We start from the raw sequence: 20,418 nt of genomic DNA, 5'->3' as shown, positions 1-20,418 counted from the left end.
CGCGAGAAAAAGACATATGGTTGAAATCGAACTCGACGGCAAGAAGGTCGAAGTGGCCGAAGGCAGCATGGTCATGCATGCTGCCGACAAGGCCGGCACCTACATTCCGCACTTCTGCTATCACAAGAAGCTCAGCATCGCGGCCAACTGCCGCATGTGCCTGGTCGACGTCGAAAAGGCGCCCAAGCCGATGCCGGCCTGCGCCACGCCCGTCACGCAGGGCATGATCGTCCGCACCAAGAGCGAGAAGGCGATCAAGGCCCAGCAGTCGGTCATGGAGTTCCTGCTGATCAACCATCCGCTGGACTGCCCGATCTGCGACCAGGGCGGCGAATGCCAGCTGCAGGACCTGGCCGTGGGCTACGGCGGTTCCTCCTCGCGCTACGAGGAAGAGAAGCGCGTCGTGTTCCACAAGGACGTGGGCCCGCTGATCAGCATGGAAGAGATGAGCCGCTGCATCCACTGCACGCGCTGCGTCCGCTTCGGCCAGGAAGTGGCCGGCGTGATGGAGCTCGGCATGTCGCACCGCGGCGAGCACTCCGAGATCGAGACCTTCCTCGGCGACTCGGTCGACTCCGAGCTCTCGGGCAACATGATCGACATCTGCCCGGTCGGCGCGCTCACGAGCAAGCCCTTCCGCTACAGCGCCCGCACCTGGGAACTGTCGCGCCGCAAGTCGGTGAGCCCGCACGACTCCACCGGCGCCAACCTGATCGTCCAGGTCAAGAACAACCGCGTGATGCGCGTGGTGCCGCTCGAGAACGAAGACGTCAACGAATGCTGGATCGCCGACCGTGACCGCTTCTCGTACGAAGCGCTCAACGGCGGCGAGCGCCTGACGCAGCCCATGCTCAAGCAGGGCGGCCAATGGCAGCAGGTCGACTGGCAGACCGCGCTCGAGTACGTGGCCAACGGCCTCAAGCAGATCAAGGCAGACCATGGCGCGCAGAGCATCGGCACGCTGGTCAGCCCGCACAGCACGCTCGAGGAGCTGCAGCTCGCCGCGCTGCTCACGCGCGAGCTCGGCAGCGACAACATCGACTACCGCCTGCGCAACGCCGAATTCACGGCCTTCGAAGGCATCCGCTGGCTCGGCACCTCGATCGCCTCGCTGACCCAACTGCAGCGCGCCTTCGTCGTCGGCTCGAACCTGCGCAAGGACCATCCGCTGTTCGCGCAGCGCATCCGCCAGGCCGTGCGCAAGGGCGCCGCGCTCAGCGTGCTGACCTCGAAGCAGTTGATGGCCGACGCCGAAGCCTGGGCCATCCAGCCCGCGCAGGCCGCCGTCGTCGATGCCGGCCAATGGATCGAAGTGCTGGCCGCGATCGCGACCGTGGTGGGCCAGTCCACTGGCGCCGCCGCGCCGCTGGCACCCGCCAACGCGCCCGACGCCACCGCGCAGGCCATCGCCGCCTCGCTGCTGAGCGGCGAGCGCAAGGCCATCCTGCTGGGCAATGCGGCCGCGCACCATGCGCAGGCCGGCAGCCTGCTCGCGCTGGCCAACTGGATCGGCGCGCAGACCGGCGCCAGCGTCGGCTACCTGACCGAAGCCGCGAACACCGTGGGCGCGCAGCTCGTGGGCGCGTTCCCGAAGAACGGCGGCCTTCACGCCGGCCAGATGCTCGCCGCCGGCTCCGGCCTCAAGGCCGTGCTACTGCTGAACACCGAGCCGGTGTTCGACTCGGCCGCCGGCGCCGCTGCCGCCGACACCATCGGCAATGCGCAGATGGTGGTCACGCTGAGCCCGTTCAAGGCCAACCTCGAATTCAGCGACGTGCTGCTGCCGATCGCTCCGTTCACCGAAACGCCCGGCAGCTTCGTCAATGCCGAAGGCCGCCTGCAGAGCTTCCACGCCGTGGTCAAGCCGCAGGGCGAGGCCCGTCCGGCCTGGAAGGTGCTGCGCGTGCTCGCCAACCTGCTGGGCCTGCAAGGCTTCGCGTTCGAATCGACCGCCGACGTGCTGCGCACGGTGGGCGACAACGGCGCGCTGCCGGCCGATGCGCTGCGCAACGCCACCGGTGCCGCCGCGGCGGCCGACAACGGCGCGGCCGCGCCCGTGGTCGCGAGCATCTACCAGCTCGATTCGATCGTGCGCCGCGCGCCGTCGCTGCAACTGACCGCCGACGCGCGCAACGCGGGCCATGGCATCGGTGCCGCGCCCGCCAGCGCTCAGGCCGAGGAGGTGTCGGCATGATCGACGCCATTCACGGCTTCGGCCAGGGTCTCGTCGCCGCCGGCTGGTGGACCGGCGTGGTCTGGCCCGTCATCTGGACGCTGATCAAGATCATCGTCGTGGTCATCCCGCTGATGCTGGCGGTGGCCTACCTCACGCTGTGGGAACGCAAGGCCATCGGCTTCACGCAGATCCGCGTGGGCCCGAACCGCATCGGGCCGCTGGGCCTGCTGCAGCCGATCGCCGACGCGCTCAAGCTGATGACCAAGGAAATCATCCTTCCGACGGTCGCCAACAAGGGCCTGTTCCTGCTCGGCCCGATCATGACCATCATGCCGGCGCTCGCCGCCTGGGCCGTGATTCCCTTCGGTCCCGACGTCGCGCTCGCCAACATCAACGCCGGCCTGCTGTTCGTGATGGCCATCACCTCGCTCGAGGTCTATGGCGTGATCATCGCGGGCTGGGCCTCGAACTCGAAGTACGCCTTCCTGGGCGCGCTGCGTGCATCGGCCCAGATGGTGAGCTACGAGATCGCGATGGGCTTCTGCTTCGTCGTGGTGCTGATGGTCACCGGCAGCCTGAACATGAGCGAGATCGTGAACGTCCAGGGCAAGGGCATGTTCGCCAACCTCGGCGTCGGCTTCCTGTCGTGGAACTGGCTGCCGCTGCTGCCGATCTTCGTCGTCTACTTCATCTCTGGCCTGGCCGAGACCAACCGCCACCCCTTCGACGTGGTGGAAGGCGAATCGGAAATCGTCGCGGGTCACATGATCGAGTACTCGGGCATGAGCTTCGCGATGTTCTTCCTGGCCGAGTACGCGAACATGTGGCTGGTCTCGATCCTGACCGTCATCCTGTTCCTCGGCGGCTGGCTGCCCCCGTTCGAGTTCCTGAGCTTCATCCCGGGCTGGATCTGGCTCGGCGCCAAGACCTTCTGCGTGGTCACCATGTTCCTGTGGGTGCGCTCGACGTTCCCGCGCTTCCGCTATGACCAGATCATGCGTCTGGGCTGGAAGATCTTCATTCCCGTCACCCTCGTGTGGCTGGTCGTGGTCGGTGGCTGGATGCAGACGCCGTTCAACATCTGGAAATAACTGGAAGCGCCAACACCATGTCTGCGCACACCGCAACCCCGTCCGCGCCGTTCTCGCTCAAGGACTTCCTCGGCAGCTTCATGCTGTTCGAGCTGTTCAAGGGCCTGGCCATCACGGGCAAGTACGCCTTCAGCCGCAAGATCACGGTGCAGTTCCCCGAAGAGAAGACGCCGCTGTCGCCGCGCTTCCGCGGCCTGCACGCGCTGCGCCGCTACGAGAACGGCGAGGAACGCTGCATCGCCTGCAAGCTCTGCGAGGCCGTGTGCCCCGCGCTCGCGATCACCATCGAATCCGATGTGCGCGACGACGGCTCGCGCCGTACCACGCGCTACGACATCGACCTGACGAAGTGCATCTTCTGCGGCTTCTGCGAAGAGAGCTGCCCGGTCGACTCGATCGTGGAGACCCACATCTTCGAATACCACGGCGAAAAGCGCGGCGACCTGTACTTCACCAAGGACATGCTGCTGGCCGTGGGCGACCGCTACGAAACAGAAATCGCGGCGAACAAGGCGGCTGACGCCAAGTACCGCTGAGCCGGCCTGGCCTGAACCCCTACGAATTCGAACTCATGGACGTCAAGACCGGTCTGTTCTATCTGTTTGCCGCGGTGCTGCTGTTCGCATCGTTCCGCGTCATCACCGCCCGCAACCCCGTGTACGCGGCGTTGTACCTCGTGCTGGCCTTCTTCCAGGCTTCGGCCATCTGGCTGCTGCTGCGCGCCGAATTCCTCGCGATCTCGCTCGTGCTGGTGTACGTGGGCGCGGTGATGGTGCTGTTCCTGTTCGTCGTGATGATGCTGGACATCAACGTCGACAGCCTGCGGCAGGGCTTCTGGAAGCACTTCCCGCTGGCGGCGGCCGTCGGCGCGCTGATCGCGCTCGAGATGGCGGCCGTGCTGATGGGCGGCTTCCGCCTCGGCGAGGCACCGCGCGCGGTGGCCGCGGCCAACAGCTCCAACACGCTCGAGCTGGGCAAGCTGCTGTATTCCGAATACCTCTATCCGCTGGAAATCGCCGCCGTCATCCTGCTGGTGGCCATCATCGCCGCCATCGCGCTGACCCTGCGCACCCGCAAGGACAGCAAGTACGTCGACCCGGCCGACCAGGTGCGCGTGAAGGCGCGCGACCGCGTCCGCGTGGTGCAGATGCCGGTCACCCGCGCGGCGGAGCCCGTGGTGGAAGCCCCGGCCGAAGCGGCGGCGCCGGCAGCAAAGGAGAACAAGGCATGACGCTCACCCTCGGACACTTCCTCTCGCTGGGCGCGATGCTGTTCGCGCTGTCGGTGATCGGCATCTTCCTGAATCGCAAGAACCTGATCGTGCTGCTGATGGCCATCGAGCTGATGCTGCTCGCGGTCAACATGAATTTCGTCGCCTTCTCGCACTTCCTGGGCGACATGCACGGCCAGATCTTCGTGTTCTTCATCCTGACGGTGGCCGCGGCCGAGTCGGCCATCGGCCTCGCGCTGCTGGTGCTGCTGTTCCGCAACAAGTCGAACATCAACGTCGACGAACTCAACTCGCTCAAGGGCTGATCCAAGGCTGACACCAGAATGAGCGCAACCCTTTCCGCATCCACGCTGCTGGCCGTTCCCATGGCCCCCCTGGTCGGGGCGGCCCTGGCCGGCATCTTCGGCACCAAGTTCGGCGGCAACCACATCGGCCGCAAGATCACGCACTCGCTGACCATCCTCGGCGTGTTCGTCGCCTTCGTCATCTCGGCGCTGACGCTCAAGTCGGTCATCGTCGACGGCGCCCGCTTCAACCAGACCCTCTACGAGTGGATGGTCGTCGGCGGCCTCAAGATGGAAGTCGGCTTCATGGTCGACGGCCTCACCGCGATGATGATGTGCGTCGTGACCTTCGTGTCGCTGATGGTCCACATCTACACCATCGGCTACATGGAAGAAGACGAGGGCTACAACCGCTTCTTCGCGTACATCTCGCTCTTCACCTTCTCCATGCTGATGCTCGTGATGAGCAACAACATGCTGCAGCTGTTCTTCGGCTGGGAAGCGGTGGGCCTGGTGTCGTACCTGCTGATCGGCTTCTGGTTCAACAAGCCGACCGCGATCTTCGCGAACATGAAGGCCTTCCTGGTCAACCGCGTGGGCGACTTCGGCTTCATCCTCGGCATCGGCCTGATCGCGGCCTACGCGGGCACGCTCAACTACACCGAAGCCTTCGCCAAGGCCGGCACGCTCGGCGGCATCACCTTCCCGGGCACCGACTGGATGCTGATCACCGTGATCTGCATCTGCCTGTTCATCGGCGCGATGGGCAAGAGCGCGCAGTTCCCGCTGCACGTGTGGCTGCCCGACTCGATGGAAGGCCCGACCCCGATCTCGGCGCTGATCCACGCGGCGACCATGGTGACGGCCGGCATCTTCATGGTGGCGCGCATGTCGCCGCTGTTCGAGCTGAGCGACACGGCCCTGAGCTTCATCCTCGTGATCGGCGCCATCACCGCGCTGTTCATGGGCTTCCTCGGCATCATCCAGAACGACATCAAGCGCGTGGTGGCGTACTCCACGCTGTCGCAGCTGGGCTACATGACGGTGGCGCTCGGTGCCTCGGCCTACTCGGTCGCGGTGTTCCACCTGATGACCCACGCCTTCTTCAAGGCGCTGCTGTTCCTCGGCGCGGGCTCGGTCATCATCGGCATGCACCACAACCAGGACATCCGCTGGATGGGCGGCGTGCGCAAGTACATGCCGATCACCTGGATCACCTCGCTGCTGGGCTCACTGGCGCTGATCGGCACGCCGCTGTTCTCGGGCTTCTACTCGAAGGACAGCATCATCGAGGCGGTGAAGGAAAGCCACCTGTGGGGCGCGAACTTCGCCTACTACGCGGTGCTGATCGGCGTGTTCGTCACGGCCTTCTATTCGTTCCGCATGTACTTCCTGGTCTTCCACGGCAAGGAACGCTACGACCAGAACCCCGATGCGCACCACGACGACCATCACGCGCACGACGACCACGGCCATGGCCACGGTCACGACGACCACAAGCCGCACGAATCGCCCTGGGTGGTGTGGCTGCCGCTGGTGCTGCTCGCGATCCCCTCGGTGGTCATCGGTTTCCTGACGATCCACCCGATGCTCTACGGCGAGTTCTTCAAGGACGCGATCTTCGTCGACGCGACGAAGCACCACGCCATGAAGGAGCTCGAGGAGGCCTTCCACGGTGCCGGCGCGATGGCGCTGCACGGCCTGCAGACCATGCCGTTCTGGCTGGCGCTCGCGGGCGTGGCGCTCTCGTACTACATGTACATGGTCAACCCGGCGCTGCCGGCCGCGATCAAGCGCGCCTTCGGCCCCGTGTACCGCCTGCTCGAGAACAAGTACTACCTCGACTGGATCAACGAGAACATCATCGCGCGCGGTGCCCGCGCCCTCGGCATGGGCCTGTGGAAGGGCGGCGATCAGGCACTGATCGACGGCGCGGTCGTCAATGGCTCGTGGAAGCTGGTGGGCCGCATCTCGGGCGTGGTCCGCTGGCTGCAGTCGGGCTACATCTATCACTACGCCTTCGCGATGCTGCTCGGGATCTTCGTCCTGATGACGTACTTCGTCTGGTTCAAACGCTAAGCCGCAAAGCGCTGGAGTAAAAGAAAAATGGGTTTGTTGAGCCTTGCCATCTGGGTGCCGATCGCATTCGGTGCCGTGCTGCTGGCGTTCGGTCGCGACGAGCATGCCAAGGGCGTGCGCTGGGTGGCGCTCGTCGGGTCGATCGTGAGCTTCCTGGTCACGCTGCCGCTGATCACGCGGTTCCAGAACGGCACCGCCGCGATGCAGTTCGTGGAGAAGGCGCCCTGGATCGAGCGTTTCAACATCAACTACAACCTGGGCGTCGACGGCCTGTCGGTGTGGTTCGTGCTGCTGACCGCGTTCATCACGATCATCGTGGTGATCTCGGCCTGGGAAGTGATCACCGAGCGCGTCAACCAGTACATGGGCGCGTTCCTGATCCTGTCGGGCCTGATGATCGGCGTGTTCTCGGCCATCGACGGTCTGCTGTTCTACGTCTTCTTCGAAGCCACGCTGATCCCGATGTACCTGATCATCGGCATCTGGGGCGGCCCGAACAAGATCTACGCGGCCTTCAAGTTCTTCCTCTACACGCTGCTCGGCTCGCTCTTGATGCTGGTGGCGCTGATCTACCTGTACAACACCTCGGGCGGCAGCTTCGACATCCTCGCCTGGCACAAGCTGCCGCTGAGCGGCCACGCCCAGACGCTGCTGTTCTTCGCCTTCTTCGCGGCCTTCGCGGTCAAGGTGCCGATGTGGCCGGTCCACACCTGGCTGCCCGACGTGCACGTCGAGGCCCCGACCGGCGGCTCCGCCGTGCTGGCCGCGATCATGCTGAAGCTCGGTGCCTACGGTTTCCTGCGCTTCTCGATGCCGATCGCACCCGATGCCGCGCACGAATGGGCCTGGCTCATGATCGCGCTGTCGCTGATCGCCGTGATCTACGTCGGCCTGGTCGCGATGGTGCAGCAGGACATGAAGAAGCTGGTGGCCTATTCGTCGGTCGCCCACATGGGCTTCGTGACGCTCGGCTTCTTCATCTTCAACGAACTCGGCGTGGCCGGCGGCATCGTGCAGATGATCGCCCACGGCTTCGTGTCGGGCGCCATGTTCCTCGGCATCGGCGTGCTCTACGACCGCGTGCATTCGCGCCAGATCGCGGACTACGGCGGCGTGGTCAACACCATGCCCAAGTTCGCCGCCTTCATGCTGCTGTTCGCGATGGCCAACTGCGGCCTGCCGGGCACCGCCGGTTTCGTCGGCGAGTGGATGGTGATCCTGGGCGCGGTCAAGGCCAACTTCTGGATCGGCCTGGCCTCGGCCACCGCGCTGATCTTCGGCGCCGCCTACACCCTGTGGATGTACAAACGCGTCTACCTCGGCCCGGTCGGCAACGACCACGTGAAGGAACTCAGCGACATCAATGCGCGCGAATTCCTGATGCTGGCGCTGCTGGCGATCGCGGTGCTGTGGATGGGCCTGTTCCCCAAGCCCTTCACCGACGTGATGGATGCCTCCGTGACCCAGCTGCTGCGTCATGTGGCGGTGTCGAAGATCCCCTCCTGATGGCTGGCTGAAGAAGAGAACGAGATGATTGACAAACTCAGCTGGGTCACGATCTACCCTGAAATCGTGTTGCTGGTCATGGCCTGCATCATCGCGCTGGTCGACCTGTCGGACACCAGCGCGCGCCGCACCCGTACCTACGTCCTGACCCTGATCACGCTGGCCGTGGTGGCCGCGATGACCGGCATGGCCGCGAGCGAGGGCAAGGCCATCTACGGCTTCGGCAACATGGTCGTGAGCGACCCGATGGGCAACTGGCTCAAGTGCTTCGCCTCGCTGGCGCTGATGGTCACGCTGGTCTACGGCCGTCCCTACGCGGCCGACCGCGACATGCTGCGCGGCGGCGAGATGTTCACGCTGGGCATGTTCGCGCTGCTGGGCATGTTCGTGATGATCTCGGGCAGCAACTTCCTGCTGATCTACCTCGGCCTCGAACTGCTGACGCTCTCGAGCTACGCGCTGGTGGCGCTGCGCCGCGACAACGCGGTCGCCAGCGAAGCCGCCATGAAGTACTTCGTGCTCGGCGCCATGGCCAGCGGCTTCCTGCTCTACGGCCTGTCGATGATGTACGGCGCCACCGGTTCGCTCGACGTGAACGAGGTGTTCAAGGCGATCGCGAGCGGCAAGGTCAACCACCAGGTGCTGGTGTTCGGCCTCGTGTTCATCGTGGCCGGTCTGGCGTTCAAGGTCGGCGCCGCCCCGTTCCACATGTGGGTGCCCGACGTCTACCAGGGCGCGCCCACGGCGATCACGCTGATGATCGGCGCCGCGCCCGAACTCGCGGCCTTCGCGATCATCATCCGCCTGCTGGTCGAAGGCCTGCTGCCGCTGGCGATCGACTGGCAGCAGATGCTGGCGGTGCTGGCCATCGCCTCGCTGGTGGTCGGCAACCTGGCCGCCATTGCGCAGACCAACCTCAAGCGCATGCTGGCCTACTCGACCATCTCGCAGATGGGCTTCGTGCTGCTCGGCCTGGTGGCGGGCGTGGTCAACGGCAATACCTACAACGCCCAGTTCGCCTACAGCGCCTCGATGTTCTACATCGTGACCTACGTGCTCACGACCCTGGCGAGCTTCGGCACCATCCTGCTGCTGGCGCGCGAAGGCTTCGAGAGCGAGGAGATCACCGATCTGGCCGGCCTCAACCAGCGCAGCCCGCTGTATGCCGGCGTGATGGCGATCACCATGTTCTCGCTCGCGGGCATCCCGCCGCTGGTCGGCTTCTACGCCAAGCTGGCGGTGCTGCAGGCGCTGATCGCCTCGGGCCAGGCCCTCTACATCGGCCTCGCCGTGTTCGCGGTGCTGATGTCGCTGGTCGGTGCCTTCTACTACCTGCGCGTGGTCAAGGTCATGTACTTCGACGCACCGGTCACGGCCAGCACCGTGTCGGCGCCGCGCGACGTGCGCACCGTGCTCACGATCAACGGTGCGCTGATCCTGATCCTCGGCATCGTGCCGGGCGGCCTGATGACGTTGTGCGCCAAGGCCATCGTCGCCACGCTGGCGAACTGACGCGCCGCGCGCCAGGGCCCGCACAAGGTGTCGCAGACGGCTTCGGTCTGGGTGGTGTTGCTGCTGGCCCTGCTGGCGGCCAACCTGCCGTTCGTCAACGAGCGGCTCTTCGGCGCCGTGGCGATCGGCGCGCGCAAGACGCTCGCCGTGCGCTTCGGCGAGCTGGTGGTGCTGTACTTCCTGGCCGGCGGCATCGGCCTGCTGTTCGAGCGCAGGGCAGGGCAGATCGCCGCGCAGGGCTGGGAGTTCTATGCGGTGACCGGCGCGCTGTTCATCGTGCTGGCCTTCCCGGGCTTCACGTGGCGCTACCTGATGAAGCATCGGCACTGAGGCCGCCATTCACACGATCACGGAGCGCACCATGACCACCAGCACCCCCGCGGACGCGCACCTGCGCGAAGAACTCACCTCGCGCGAATCGCTCGCCAAGGGCAACTTCCTCGAAGTCCGCCGCGACACCGTGAAGCTGCCCGATGGCCACAGCGCCACGCGCGAATACGTCGTGCATCCGGGGGCCGTGGTGGTGATTCCGCTGCTCGACGATGGCCGCGTGGTGCTCGAGCGCCAGTTCCGCTACCCGGTGGGCCAGGTGATGATCGAATTCCCCGCGGGCAAGCTCGACGCGGGCGAGGATCCGCTGGTCTGCGGCCAGCGCGAACTGCTCGAGGAAACCGGCTACCGCGCGCGCGAATGGGCGCGTGCCGGCGCGATGCACCTGGCCGTGGGCTATTCGACCGAAATCATCCACATCTACTTCGCGCGCGGACTCTCGCTCGGCGAGCGGCAGCTCGACCACGGCGAGTTCCTCGACGTGTTCACCGCCACGCCCGACGAACTGCTGGGCTGGTGCCGCGACGGCTCGGTCACCGACGCCAAGACCCTGGCCTGCGCGCTGTGGCTGCAGAACACGGGTTCGGGTGCATGGGCTCTCGACTGGCAGGGCGACTCGGCCCGGGGATAATCGCGCGCATGAAGGTCCTCGATCTCCAATGCGCGCACGGCCACGGCTTCGAAGGCTGGTTCGGGTCCAATGAGGACTTCGAGAGCCAGCTCGCGCGCGGACTGGTCGAGTGCCCGGTCTGCGCCGACACCGCGATCGTCAAGCTGCTGAGCGCGCCGCGCCTGAACCTGGGCAACGCGAAGGCGCCCGAGTCCGAGCGTTCGAACGCCGGCGCTCCCGCACCGGCCTCCGCGAACCTGCCGGCCGAGATGTCGCCCGAGGCGCGCTGGATGCGTGCCGTGCGCGAGGTGCTGGCCAAGACCGAGGACGTCGGCGACCGCTTCGCCGACGAGGCCCGCAAGATGCACTATGGCGAGACCAAGGAGCGCGGCATCCGCGGCCAGGCGACGCCCGAACAGACCGAGGCGCTGCTCGACGAGGGCATCGCGGTGATGCCGCTGCCGATCCCGGCGGGCCTCAAGGAAACCCTGCAATAGCCCCCGAAGGTCGGGCCACACCAGAAACAAGAAAGGAGAGCCCAGGCTCTCCTTTTCCTTTTCCTTTTCCGAATTCCTTCTGCGACTTCTGCGAAACCTTCGCGTCTTCCGCGTTCGGTCCCCGATCCCGATCAGCTGGTGAACTGCAGCGCCGCCAGTCGCGCATAGACCCCGCCCTGCGCCACCAGCGCCGCATGCGTGCCCTGTTCGACGATACCGCCATGGTCGAGCACCACGATGCGGTCGGCCTTCTGCACGGTGGCCAGCCGGTGCGCGATCACCAGCGTCGTGCGGCCTTCCATCGCCGACTCGAGCGCGGCCTGCACCATGCGTTCGCTTTCGGCGTCGAGCGCGCTCGTGGCCTCGTCGAGCAGCAGCAGCGGGGGATTCTTGAGCATGGCGCGCGCGATCGCGATGCGCTGGCGCTGGCCGCCCGACAGCCGCACGCCGCGTTCGCCGAGGAAGGTGTCGTAGCCCTGCGGCAGGGCCTGCAGGAAGTCGTGCGCGAAGGCGGCGCGCGCGGCGGCATGCACCTCCTCGACGCTGGCCTCGGGTCGGCCGTAGCGGATGTTCTCGAGCGCGCTGGCCGAGAAGATCACGGCATCTTGCGGCACCAGGCCGATGCGCGTGCGCAGGTCGTGCAGCGCCAGCGAGGACAGCGGCGCGTCGTCGAGCAGCAGCTGGCCCGACTGTGGGTCGTAGTAGCGCAGCAGCAGCTGGAACACGGTGCTCTTGCCGGCGCCGCTCGAGCCGACCAGCGCCACCGTCTCGCCCGGCGTCACGGCCAGCGAGAAGTCGCGCAGCGCCGGCGTCCCGGGCCGCGAGGGGTAGTGGAAGCTGATCCGGTCGAACACGATCGCGCTGCCCGCGGCGGGCACGGGCGAGCGCACCGGCGCGGCCGGCGAGACGATGGCCGCGGGCGCGTGCAGCAGCTCCATCAACCGCTCGGTGGCGCCGGCGGCGCGCAGCAGGTCGCCGTAGACCTCGCCGAGCACCGCGGTGGCGCTCGCGAGGATCGCCACGTAGACCACGGTCTGGCCCAGGTGGCCGGCCGTGATGTCGCCGCGCAGCACCGCCTGCGTGCCCTGGTACAGGCCCCACAGCAGCGCCGCCGAGGTCGCGATGATGATGAAGGCGACCAGCACCGAGCGCGCCTTGGTGCGGCGCACGGCGGTGCGGAAGGCGTTCTCGGTCGAGCCTTCGAAGCGGCCGGCCTCGCGGTCCTCGGCGGTGTAGCTCTGCACCACGGGGATCGCGTTCAGCACCTCGGCCGCGATCGCGCTCGAGTCGGCCACGCGGTCCTGGCTGGCGCGCGACAGCCGGCGCACGCGGCGGCCGAACCACATGCTCGGCAGCACCACCACCACCAGCAGGCCGAGCACCTGCACCATCACGTAGGGATTGGTCCAGACCAGCATCGCGAGCGCGCCCACGCCCATCACCGCGTTGCGCAGGCCCATGCTCAGCGAGGAGCCGACCACCGTCTGCACCAGCGTCGTGTCGGCCGTCAGGCGCGACAGCACCTCGCCGGTCTGGGTGGTCTCGAAGAACACCGGGCTCTGGCGCAGCACCCGGCTGTAGACCGCGTTGCGCAGGTCGGCCGTGACGCGCTCGCCGAGCCAGCTCACCGTGTAGAAGCGGGCCGCCGAGAACAGCCCGAGCGCGACCGCGACCGCGAACAGGGCGCCGAAATGCTCGCGCAGCGCCATCGTCTGCGCGCCCTTGTCGGGGTTGACCAGGCCGCCGTCGATCAGGCTGCGCAGGGCGATCGGGAACACCAGCGTCGTGACCGCCGCCATGACCAGGAACACGGCCGCCAGGGTGATCTGCACACGGTAGGGATGAAGAAAAGGGCCCAGTCCCGACAGCGATCGGGGCGAGCCCTTGGCCGTGGAGGCCGGCGAGGGGGAGGAAGCCATGGGCCGCGATTCTAGCGAGTCGCGAGAGAACCTTTGCCTTCACAAAGGTCGCCTTGACAATAATTGCCATGGCAGCTAATATTCGAGCCATGAACGATGCCACTGCTCCCGATGACGCTCCGGTTTCGCCGGACGAGGTGCGCCGTGCGCCCGATTTCTACCGGGCGGAGTCGTATTCGACCGAGGAAAGCATCGGCTACCTGATGCGCCGGATCGTCACCACGGTGGCGCAGTCGGTGGAAACCCGCATGTGCGAGCCCGGCAGTCCGACCTATCCGCAGTGGGTGCCGCTCTACAAGCTGCACATCGGCGCGGCCACCACGGTGGCCGAACTGGCGCGCGCCTGCGAGCTCGACACCGGCGCCATGACGCGGCTGCTCGACCGGCTCGAGGCCAAGGGCCTGTGCCGGCGCGTGCGTTCGCTCGAGGACCGGCGCGTGGTCAACATCGAGCTCACCGACGAAGGCCGCGCGGCCGCCAAGGAAGTGCCCCACGTCCTGAGCCGCGTGCAGAACGAATTGCTGGCGGACTTCACCGCCGATGAATGGGGGCAGCTCAAGTCCTACTTGCGCCGCATCCTCGACAACGCACAGGCCCTCGCGGCCCGTGGAGGAAAAAATGACTGATTCATTCGCCGCGCGCGCCCTGCGCCGCACTCCCGTCATGGTCGCCGCGCTGCTGGTGGTCGCGCTCGCCGGCTGCGCCGACATGGCCGGCATCGGCGGCCATGCCAAGCTGCGCGATGCCGGCTCGCTGGGTATCGCCTCGGCCGACAAGGCCGCCGCTCCCGCCCTCGACAGCCAATGGTGGCTGGCCTTCGGCGATGCGCAGCTCAACGGCCTGGTCGACCAGGCGGTGGCCGGCAACCCCAACCTGCAGGTCGCGCAGGCCCGCCTCGCGCGCGCGCAGGCCAATGCCGACGTCGCGGGCGCGGCGCTCAAGCCCAAGGTCGGGCTCGACTTCAATGGCACGCGCCAGAAGTTCAACACCAACTACATCTATCCCGAACCGCTGGGTGGCTCGATCCAGAACGTCGGCCTGCTGCAGCTCGGCGCGAGCTGGGAGCTCGACTTCTTCGGCAAGAACCGCACCGCGCTCGATGCCGCGATCGGCGCCGCCAATGCCGCCGCCGCCGATGCCGACGCGGCCCGCGTGCTGCTCGCGAGCAACGTGGCGCGCAGCTACTTCCAGTGGGCGCGCCTCAATGACCAGCTCGCGGTGGCGCAGCGCACGCTGGCACAGCGCGACGAAACCCTGAAGCTGGTGCGCGACCGCGTCTCGGCCGGCCTCGACACCCGGCTCGAACTGCGCCAGAGCGAAGGCGGCCTGCCCGAGGCGCGTCAGCAGATCGAGGCGCTCGACGAGCAGATCGCGATCGCCAAGCACGCGCTCGACGCGCTCGTGGGCCAGCCCGGCGCGAGCGACGCCCTCAAGCCGCCGCTGATCGCGAGCGTCAAGCCGATCGTGCTGCAGCCGAACATCCCGGCCGACCTGCTGGGCCGCCGCGCCGACATCGCGGCCGCGCGCTGGCGCGTCGAGGCCGCCACCAGCGACGTGGCCAATGCCAAGACCCTGTTCTATCCCAACGTCAACCTCACGGCCTTCGTCGGCTTCCAGAGCCTGGGCTTCGGCAAGCTCCTGAAGTCGGGCAGCGAGCAGTGGGGCGTGGGCCCGGCGATCCACCTGCCGATCTTCGAGGGCGGCCAGCTGCGTGCCAACCTGCGCGGCAAGTCGGCCGACCTCGATGCCGCGGTCGAGAGCTACAACGCCACCGTGATCGACGCCGTGCGCGACGCCGCCGACCAGGTCACCAGCATCCAGTCGATCGCGCGCCAGCAGGCCGAGCAGCGCGCCGCGCAGACGGCCGCCGAAGGCGCCTACGACATCGCCGTGCAGCGCTACCGCGCGGGCCTCGGCAACTATCTCAACGTGCTGACCGCCGAGACCTCGGTGCTGGCCCAGCGCCGGCTCGCCGTCGACCTCGCCGCGCGCGCGCTCGACACCCAGGTCGCGCTGGCGCGTGCGCTCGGCGGCGGCTGGCAGCCCCCGTCGAACACCGCGAGCGCCGCCTCCGGCGCCACCACCACGGCATCCGCGACCCCGTCGGCTGCGACCCACTGAATCTCTCTTTCGAATCCGGAAAGACCATCATGAGCGACAACAACACACAGACCACCGCTGCTCCTTCCTCCGCCGCGGTCCCCGAAGCAGGCAACGGCAAGCGCCGCCGCGCCCTCACCGCGCTCACCGTCGCGGTGGTCGTGGTCGGCGGCGGCTGGGGCCTCTACGAATGGCTGGTGGCCAGCCACTACGAGGACACCGACAACGCCTACGTGCAGGGCAACGTGATCCAGATCACGCCGCAGATCGGCGGCACCGTGATGGCGATCAACGCCGACGACACCGACTACGTGAAGGCCGGCCAGCCGCTGGTGCAGCTCGACCCGGCCGATGCCAAGGTCGCGCTCGAGCAGGCCGAGGCCGCGCTCGCGCAGACCGTGCGCCAGACCCGCACGCTGTACGCCAACAACGGCTCGCTGGCCGCGCAGGTCACGCTGCGCCAGAGCGACATCGTCAAGGCCCAGAGCGACATCGCCAAGGCCCAGGACGACCTGCAGCGCCGCCGCGCGCTGTCGGGCAACGGCGCGGTGTCCAAGGAAGAACTCAACCATGCCGAGACCACGCTCGCCAACGCGAAGAGCGCGCTGGCCGCGGCGCAGGCCGGCGTGATCGCCGCGCGCGAGCAGCTCGCCAGCAACCAGTCGCTGACCGAAGGCACCAGCGTGGCCGAGCACCCGAGCGTGCTGGCCGCCGCCGCCAAGGTGCGCGAGGCCTACCTGGCCACGCAGCGCGTCGCCATGCCCGCGCCGGTCGACGGCTACGTCGCCAAGCGCACCGTGCAGCTCGGCCAGCGCGTCGCGGCCGGCACGCCGATGATGTCGATCGTGCCGCTCAACCAGCTGTGGGTCGACGCCAACTTCAAGGAAGTGCAGCTGCGCAACATCCGCATCGACCAGCCGGTGAAGCTCACCGCCGACGTCTACGGCAAGAAGGTCGAGTACACGGGCAAGGTCGCCGGCCTGGGCGTGGGCACCGGCAGCGCCTTCGCGCTGCTGCCCGCGCAGAACGCCACCGGCAACTGGATCAAGGTGGTGCAACGCGTGCCGGTGCGCATCGCGCTGGACGCCGAGCAGCTCAAGGCCAACCCGCTGCGCATCGGCCTGTCGATGGACGTCGAGGTCGACATCACGCAGAAGGGCGGCAAGATGCTCGCCGATGCGCCGCGCGCCACCGCGCTCACGCAGACGCAGGTCTACAGCCAGCTCGACCGCGGCGCCGATGCCGAGGTCGACCGCATCGTGGCCGCCAACCTCGGCAACAGCCCGGCCGCGAAGGCGGTGCACGTGCCCTCGGTGCCGGCGAGTCCCGCCGCGCCCGCGATGTCGCCGGCCTCGGCCGCGCAGATCCCCGCGCAGGGCCAACGGGGTTGATCGCCACGGCATTGCCGTTGCGACCGCTCTCCCTCCACACGTCGCGCTGAAACCATGGCCACCGCCGCCGCTCCAGCCTACGTACCGCCGCCTCCGCTCGAGGGCTCCGCCCGCGTGTGGGGGACGATTGCGCTTTCGGCCGCCACCTTCATGAACGTGCTCGACTCGTCGATCGCGAACGTGTCGCTGCCGGCGATCTCGGGCGACCTCGGCGTGAGCACCACGCAGGGCACCTGGGTCATCACCAGCTTCGCGGTGGCCAACGCCATCGCGGTGCCGCTCACCGGCTTCATGACGCAGCGCTTCGGCCAGGTCCGCCTGTTCATGGCGAGCGTGATCCTGTTCATGGTCAGCTCGCTGCTGTGCGGGCTGGCGCCGAACATGACGACCCTGATCGCCTTCCGCGCGCTGCAGGGCTTCGTCGCCGGCCCCATGATCCCGCTGTCGCAGACGCTGCTGCTGTCGAGCTATCCGCGCGCCAAGGCCGGCCTCGCGATGGCCATGTGGTCGATGACCACGCTGGTCGCGCCGGTGATGGGGCCGCTGCTCGGCGGCTGGATCACCGACAACATCTCCTGGCCCTGGATCTTCTACATCAACATCCCGGTGGGCATCGTCGCCGCGGCCATCACCTGGGTGCTGTACCGCAAGCGCGAGAGCATCACGCGCAAGGTGCCGATCGACGCCATCGGCCTCGCGCTGCTGGTGATCTGGGTCGGCGCGCTGCAGCTCATGCTCGACAAGGGCAAGGAGCTCGACTGGTTCCACTCGGCGCAGATCGTCACCCTCGCGGTGGTGGCCGTGGTCGGCTTCGCGTTCTTCCTGATCTGGGAGCTGACCGACAAGCACCCGGTGGTCGACCTGTCGCTGTTCAAGCGCCGCAACTTCTGGTCGGGCGCGGTCGCCACCGCGGTGGCCTACGGCCTGTTCTTCGGCAACGTGGTGCTGCTGCCGCTGTGGCTGCAGCAGTGGATGGGCTACACCGCGACCCAGGCCGGCATGGTGATGGCGCCGGTGGGGCTGCTGGCGATCTTCCTGTCGCCGGTGGTGGGCCTGACCATCGCCAAGGTCGACCCGCGCCGCTACGCCACCTTCTCGTTCCTGGTGTTCGCGCTGGTGCTGTGGATGCGGTCGAACTTCAACACCCAGGCCGACTTCGGGACCATCATGATCCCGACCTTCATCCAGGGCATCGCGATGGCGTTCTTCTTCATCCCGCTGGTGACGGTCACGCTCTCGGGCCTCTCGCCCGACCGCATCCCGGCCGCCTCGGGCCTGTCGAACTTCCTGCGCATCACGGCCGGCGCCATGGGCACCTCGATCGCCACCACGCTGTGGGAGAACCGCGCGACGCTGCACCATGCGCAGCTCGCGGAGTCGATCAACCAGGGCAATGCCGCGGCCACCAGCGCGATGTCGGGCCTCGCGAGCAACGGCTTCAGCACCGAGCAGGTGATGGGCCAGATCAACCGCCTGGTCGACCAGCAGTCCTTCATGCTGGCCTCGAACGACATCTTCTATGCATCGGCGGTGCTGTTCCTGCTGCTGATTCCGCTGGTGTGGTTCGCGCGGCCGCAGTCGGGCGGCGCGGGCAGCGACGCGGCGGCCGGCGCGCACTGAGTCCGCGCTCACCGCATCTCCCATCGACCCCCGGGTTTCGCAAGAGGCCCGGGGGTTTTCGTTCGCATACAGTCGCGCGCATGGATCAGTTCGCCGCCTTGAAGGCATTTCGCGCGGTGGTCGAGGCCGGCGGCTTCACGGCCGCGGCCGAGGCCATGGATGTCTCGCACACCGTCGTCTCGCGCCAGGTCAAGCAGCTCGAGGCCGCGCTCGGCGTGCAATTGCTCAACCGCACCACGCGCCGCTTCGCGCTCACCGAGGCCGGCCAGACCTACTACCAGCACAGCCGCCAGATCCTCGACCAGCTCGAGGCCGCGGCGCTGGCCGTCGCGCGGCACCAGGTCGAGCCCACGGGCCTGCTGCGCATCAACGCGCCGATGTCCTTCGGGCTCGAGGCGCTCGCGCAATGGCTGCCGGCTTTTCTCGAAGCGCATCCGCAGCTCAAGGTCGACCTGGTGTGCAACGACCGCTTCGTCGACCTGATCGAGGAGGGCTTCGACGTGGGCCTGCGGCTGGCCTATGCGCTGTCGGACTCGACGCTGGTCGTCAAGCGGCTCGCGAGCTTCGAGGAGTGGTGGGTGGCCTCGCCCGATTACCTGCGGCGGCGCGGCACGCCGGTCGTGCCCGCCGACCTCGCGGCGCACGAGTGCCTCAACTATTCGCTCGCGGGCAAGGCAGGGCAGCCGAGCTTCACCGCGCGCGACGGCGGCGTGCACACGGTCGAGGTCGGCGGCCGGCTGCAGGCCAACAGCGGCATCGTGCTGCGCACGGCCGCGCTGGCCGGCACCGGGCTCGCGCTCTCGCCGGCCTTTCTCCTGCGCGACCACCTCGCGCGCGGCGAACTGGTGCGCGTGCTGCCGGACTTCGGCCAGCCGGCGTTGAACCTCTACGCGCTCTATCCGCAGAACCGGCACCTGTCGCCCAAGGTGCGCGCCTTCGTCGATTTCGCGGCGGCGCGTTACGACGCCGGCTGATCGAGCAGCGCCAGCAGTTCGTCGGTCGAGCGCACCTCGGCCACCACGTCCGACACGCCACGCAGCGCCGCGCGATGCAGTTCGCGATGGCCGAGCACGCCGCCGTCCTCCAGGTCGAGGTCGCGCGTCGCGCAGGCATCGCCCGCGATCAGGTTCTGGTAGCCGCGCGGCGCGGCATCGAAGGCGGTGGCCGACACGCACATGTGGGTCATGAGTCCGGTGAGGATCAAGGTGCGGATGCCGCGTGCCTGCAGCTCGGCATCGAGCGAGGTGCCCGCGAAGGCGCTCGGCGTCGCCTTCGTCAGCACCGCGTGCCGCGCGTCGGGGCGCAGCTCGGAATGGATGTCGAAGGCCGCGCTGCCCTGCGCGAAGATCGGGCTGTCCGCGGGCGCGAGGTGCTGCACATGGAACACCGGCATCGCGTGCCGGTCCGCCGCCTCGATCAGCCGCCGCGCCTGGCGCAGCGCGGGCAAGCCATCGGGGATCGGCATGCGCCCATCGAAGTACTCGTTCTGGAAATCGATCGCGATCAGCGCCGTGGTGGCGGGATCGAGGCGGGTGGTCGGCTGTGCGCCGGTGAGCGTGCGGATGCTGGGATGCTGCATGGTCTTCTCTGGATGACGGAGGAAGACCGAAGCGTACGAAGCATCGGTGTGCCGCTGTAGTGGCGTGGCCGCACAAGACTTGTGCGGATTTCGCGGGGACGGCGCGCGGTCCGAAGCCACCCGGCTGCCGCCGATGGACCGTGCGCGATGCCGATGCGATGTAGCGCGGAAGTGCGCGTGAAAACGCGGCCATCGCACGAGCCCAGGCCGTGGCGGTTCGCATGCTTTGTCGTCGCGACGACAGTGTGCGAATCGCATGCGTGCCGCGGCGGTCTCACCGTTCGAGAAGGTTGCACTGCAGCATAGGCATTTGCCCCAGTATGCAAGCGAGAGGCGCCCCCCAACAATCGGTCCGCGCTCGATGGTGGCGCTGTGAGAACAAACGCATGACAGACTTTTTCGGTCACTACCCGGGCGGCTTCGCGAGATGAGCGACGTCATTCTCGAAACACGCCAGCTCACCAAGGAATTCAAGGGTTTCACCGCGGTCAGC

The 20,418-nt window shown here is 67.5% G+C and carries 18 protein-coding genes; 16 read left to right on the top strand and 2 right to left on the bottom strand.

Annotation, left to right across the window (positions count from 1 at the left end; genetic code table 11):
* Positions 1 to 16: 16 nt before the first annotated feature.
* From nuoG to ACODT0_RS38030, 11 genes are read left to right on the top strand one after another with little or no spacing between them, the layout of a single operon-like run.
* Positions 17 to 2,194 (top strand): NADH-quinone oxidoreductase subunit NuoG, encoded by a 2,178-nt coding sequence (gene nuoG / locus ACODT0_RS38080; protein ID WP_489043666.1) that lies wholly within the window; start codon positions 17 to 19, stop codon positions 2,192 to 2,194.
* Positions 2,191 to 3,267, top strand: a complete 1,077-nt coding sequence (gene nuoH, locus ACODT0_RS38075; RefSeq protein WP_057592170.1) for an NADH-quinone oxidoreductase subunit NuoH — start codon at positions 2,191 to 2,193, stop codon at positions 3,265 to 3,267. Before nuoG ends, nuoH begins: the two co-directional genes overlap by 4 nt.
* A 17-nt stretch (positions 3,268 to 3,284) precedes the next feature.
* Positions 3,285 to 3,803: an NADH-quinone oxidoreductase subunit NuoI gene (gene nuoI, locus ACODT0_RS38070; protein ID WP_057592171.1), complete on the top strand. Its 519-nt coding sequence runs from the start codon at positions 3,285 to 3,287 to the stop codon at positions 3,801 to 3,803.
* Positions 3,804 to 3,838: 35 nt separating this feature from the next.
* On the top strand, positions 3,839 to 4,498 hold the full coding sequence (locus tag ACODT0_RS38065) for an NADH-quinone oxidoreductase subunit J (protein WP_057592172.1): 660 nt from the start codon (positions 3,839 to 3,841) through the stop codon (positions 4,496 to 4,498).
* Positions 4,495 to 4,803, top strand: a complete 309-nt coding sequence (gene nuoK / locus ACODT0_RS38060) for an NADH-quinone oxidoreductase subunit NuoK (protein WP_019653383.1) — start codon at positions 4,495 to 4,497, stop codon at positions 4,801 to 4,803. Before ACODT0_RS38065 ends, nuoK begins: the two co-directional genes overlap by 4 nt.
* A gap of 18 nt (positions 4,804 to 4,821) precedes the next feature.
* Positions 4,822 to 6,861, top strand: coding sequence for an NADH-quinone oxidoreductase subunit L (gene nuoL, locus ACODT0_RS38055; protein WP_057592173.1), 2,040 nt, complete (start codon positions 4,822 to 4,824; stop codon positions 6,859 to 6,861).
* Positions 6,862 to 6,888: 27 nt separating this feature from the next.
* On the top strand, positions 6,889 to 8,367 hold the full coding sequence (locus ACODT0_RS38050; RefSeq protein WP_057592174.1) for an NADH-quinone oxidoreductase subunit M: 1,479 nt from the start codon (positions 6,889 to 6,891) through the stop codon (positions 8,365 to 8,367).
* A gap of 24 nt (positions 8,368 to 8,391) precedes the next feature.
* Positions 8,392 to 9,879, top strand: coding sequence for an NADH-quinone oxidoreductase subunit NuoN (gene nuoN, locus ACODT0_RS38045; RefSeq protein WP_057592175.1), 1,488 nt, complete (start codon positions 8,392 to 8,394; stop codon positions 9,877 to 9,879).
* A gap of 27 nt (positions 9,880 to 9,906) precedes the next feature.
* Positions 9,907 to 10,209 carry a DUF2818 family protein gene (locus tag ACODT0_RS38040; RefSeq protein ID WP_489043665.1) on the top strand — a complete coding sequence of 101 codons (303 nt, stop codon included), beginning with the start codon at positions 9,907 to 9,909 and terminating at the stop codon, positions 10,207 to 10,209.
* 31 nt (positions 10,210 to 10,240) lie between these two features.
* Entirely contained in the window at positions 10,241 to 10,840 is a 600-nt protein-coding gene (locus ACODT0_RS38035) for an NUDIX domain-containing protein (protein ID WP_057592177.1), read from the top strand.
* 8 nt (positions 10,841 to 10,848) lie between these two features.
* Positions 10,849 to 11,316 (top strand): DUF1178 family protein, encoded by a 468-nt coding sequence (locus ACODT0_RS38030; RefSeq protein ID WP_057592178.1) that lies wholly within the window; start codon positions 10,849 to 10,851, stop codon positions 11,314 to 11,316.
* 131 nt (positions 11,317 to 11,447) lie between these two features.
* Here the strand turns inward: ACODT0_RS38030 and ACODT0_RS38025 are convergent, their stop codons facing one another.
* Positions 11,448 to 13,235 carry an ABC transporter transmembrane domain-containing protein gene (locus ACODT0_RS38025; protein WP_296736268.1) on the bottom strand — a complete coding sequence of 596 codons (1,788 nt, stop codon included), beginning with the start codon at positions 13,233 to 13,235 and terminating at the stop codon, positions 11,448 to 11,450.
* Positions 13,236 to 13,324: 89 nt separating this feature from the next.
* On the opposite strand from ACODT0_RS38025, the gene ACODT0_RS38020 reads away from it, so the two are divergent.
* From ACODT0_RS38020 to ACODT0_RS38000, 5 genes are all read left to right on the top strand, one after another.
* Positions 13,325 to 13,861 (top strand): MarR family winged helix-turn-helix transcriptional regulator, encoded by a 537-nt coding sequence (locus ACODT0_RS38020; protein ID WP_057592180.1) that lies wholly within the window; start codon positions 13,325 to 13,327, stop codon positions 13,859 to 13,861.
* On the top strand, positions 13,854 to 15,356 hold the full coding sequence (locus tag ACODT0_RS38015) for an efflux transporter outer membrane subunit (protein WP_261212641.1): 1,503 nt from the start codon (positions 13,854 to 13,856) through the stop codon (positions 15,354 to 15,356). Before ACODT0_RS38020 ends, ACODT0_RS38015 begins: the two co-directional genes overlap by 8 nt.
* Before the next feature lie 29 nt (positions 15,357 to 15,385).
* Positions 15,386 to 16,726, top strand: a complete 1,341-nt coding sequence (locus tag ACODT0_RS38010) for an EmrA/EmrK family multidrug efflux transporter periplasmic adaptor subunit (protein WP_489043664.1) — start codon at positions 15,386 to 15,388, stop codon at positions 16,724 to 16,726.
* A 54-nt stretch (positions 16,727 to 16,780) separates the two neighbouring features.
* Positions 16,781 to 18,346: a DHA2 family efflux MFS transporter permease subunit gene (locus tag ACODT0_RS38005; RefSeq protein ID WP_057592183.1), complete on the top strand. Its 1,566-nt coding sequence runs from the start codon at positions 16,781 to 16,783 to the stop codon at positions 18,344 to 18,346.
* A gap of 80 nt (positions 18,347 to 18,426) precedes the next feature.
* A complete protein-coding gene (locus tag ACODT0_RS38000; protein ID WP_489043663.1) occupies positions 18,427 to 19,320 on the top strand; it encodes a LysR family transcriptional regulator in 894 nt (297 codons plus the stop codon).
* On the opposite strand, the gene ACODT0_RS37995 is transcribed toward ACODT0_RS38000, so the two are convergent.
* The gene (locus ACODT0_RS37995) at positions 19,305 to 19,925 is read right to left on the bottom strand and encodes a cysteine hydrolase family protein (RefSeq protein ID WP_489043662.1); all 621 of its coding nucleotides are present in this window, start codon (positions 19,923 to 19,925) and stop codon (positions 19,305 to 19,307) included. The genes ACODT0_RS38000 and ACODT0_RS37995 overlap by 16 nt on opposite strands.
* Positions 19,926 to 20,418: the final 493 nt, after the last annotated feature.

The sequence above is a fragment of the Variovorax sp. FG153 genome, from assembly GCF_057809595.1.
Note: the sequence above shows the minus strand (reverse complement) of the source record. Positions and strands in the feature narration are given on the sequence as shown.

What these genes read in the sequence shown, in the direction of transcription:
- nuoG (WP_489043666.1), top strand. Translation starts at nt 17, where the DNA reads ATGGTTGAAATCGAACTCGACGGCAAGAAGGTCGAAGTGGCCGAAGGC.
- nuoH (WP_057592170.1), top strand. Translation starts at nt 2,191, where the DNA reads ATGATCGACGCCATTCACGGCTTCGGCCAGGGTCTCGTCGCCGCCGGC.
- nuoI (WP_057592171.1), top strand. Translation starts at nt 3,285, where the DNA reads ATGTCTGCGCACACCGCAACCCCGTCCGCGCCGTTCTCGCTCAAGGAC.
- ACODT0_RS38065 (WP_057592172.1), top strand. Translation starts at nt 3,839, where the DNA reads ATGGACGTCAAGACCGGTCTGTTCTATCTGTTTGCCGCGGTGCTGCTG.
- nuoK (WP_019653383.1), top strand. Translation starts at nt 4,495, where the DNA reads ATGACGCTCACCCTCGGACACTTCCTCTCGCTGGGCGCGATGCTGTTC.
- nuoL (WP_057592173.1), top strand. Translation starts at nt 4,822, where the DNA reads ATGAGCGCAACCCTTTCCGCATCCACGCTGCTGGCCGTTCCCATGGCC.
- ACODT0_RS38050 (WP_057592174.1), top strand. Translation starts at nt 6,889, where the DNA reads ATGGGTTTGTTGAGCCTTGCCATCTGGGTGCCGATCGCATTCGGTGCC.
- nuoN (WP_057592175.1), top strand. Translation starts at nt 8,392, where the DNA reads ATGATTGACAAACTCAGCTGGGTCACGATCTACCCTGAAATCGTGTTG.
- ACODT0_RS38035 (WP_057592177.1), top strand. Translation starts at nt 10,241, where the DNA reads ATGACCACCAGCACCCCCGCGGACGCGCACCTGCGCGAAGAACTCACC.
- ACODT0_RS38030 (WP_057592178.1), top strand. Translation starts at nt 10,849, where the DNA reads ATGAAGGTCCTCGATCTCCAATGCGCGCACGGCCACGGCTTCGAAGGC.
- ACODT0_RS38025 (WP_296736268.1), bottom strand. Translation starts at nt 13,235, where the DNA reads ATGGCTTCCTCCCCCTCGCCGGCCTCCACGGCCAAGGGCTCGCCCCGA.
- ACODT0_RS38020 (WP_057592180.1), top strand. Translation starts at nt 13,325, where the DNA reads ATGAACGATGCCACTGCTCCCGATGACGCTCCGGTTTCGCCGGACGAG.
- ACODT0_RS38015 (WP_261212641.1), top strand. Translation starts at nt 13,854, where the DNA reads ATGACTGATTCATTCGCCGCGCGCGCCCTGCGCCGCACTCCCGTCATG.
- ACODT0_RS38010 (WP_489043664.1), top strand. Translation starts at nt 15,386, where the DNA reads ATGAGCGACAACAACACACAGACCACCGCTGCTCCTTCCTCCGCCGCG.
- ACODT0_RS38005 (WP_057592183.1), top strand. Translation starts at nt 16,781, where the DNA reads ATGGCCACCGCCGCCGCTCCAGCCTACGTACCGCCGCCTCCGCTCGAG.
- ACODT0_RS38000 (WP_489043663.1), top strand. Translation starts at nt 18,427, where the DNA reads ATGGATCAGTTCGCCGCCTTGAAGGCATTTCGCGCGGTGGTCGAGGCC.
- ACODT0_RS37995 (WP_489043662.1), bottom strand. Translation starts at nt 19,925, where the DNA reads ATGCAGCATCCCAGCATCCGCACGCTCACCGGCGCACAGCCGACCACC.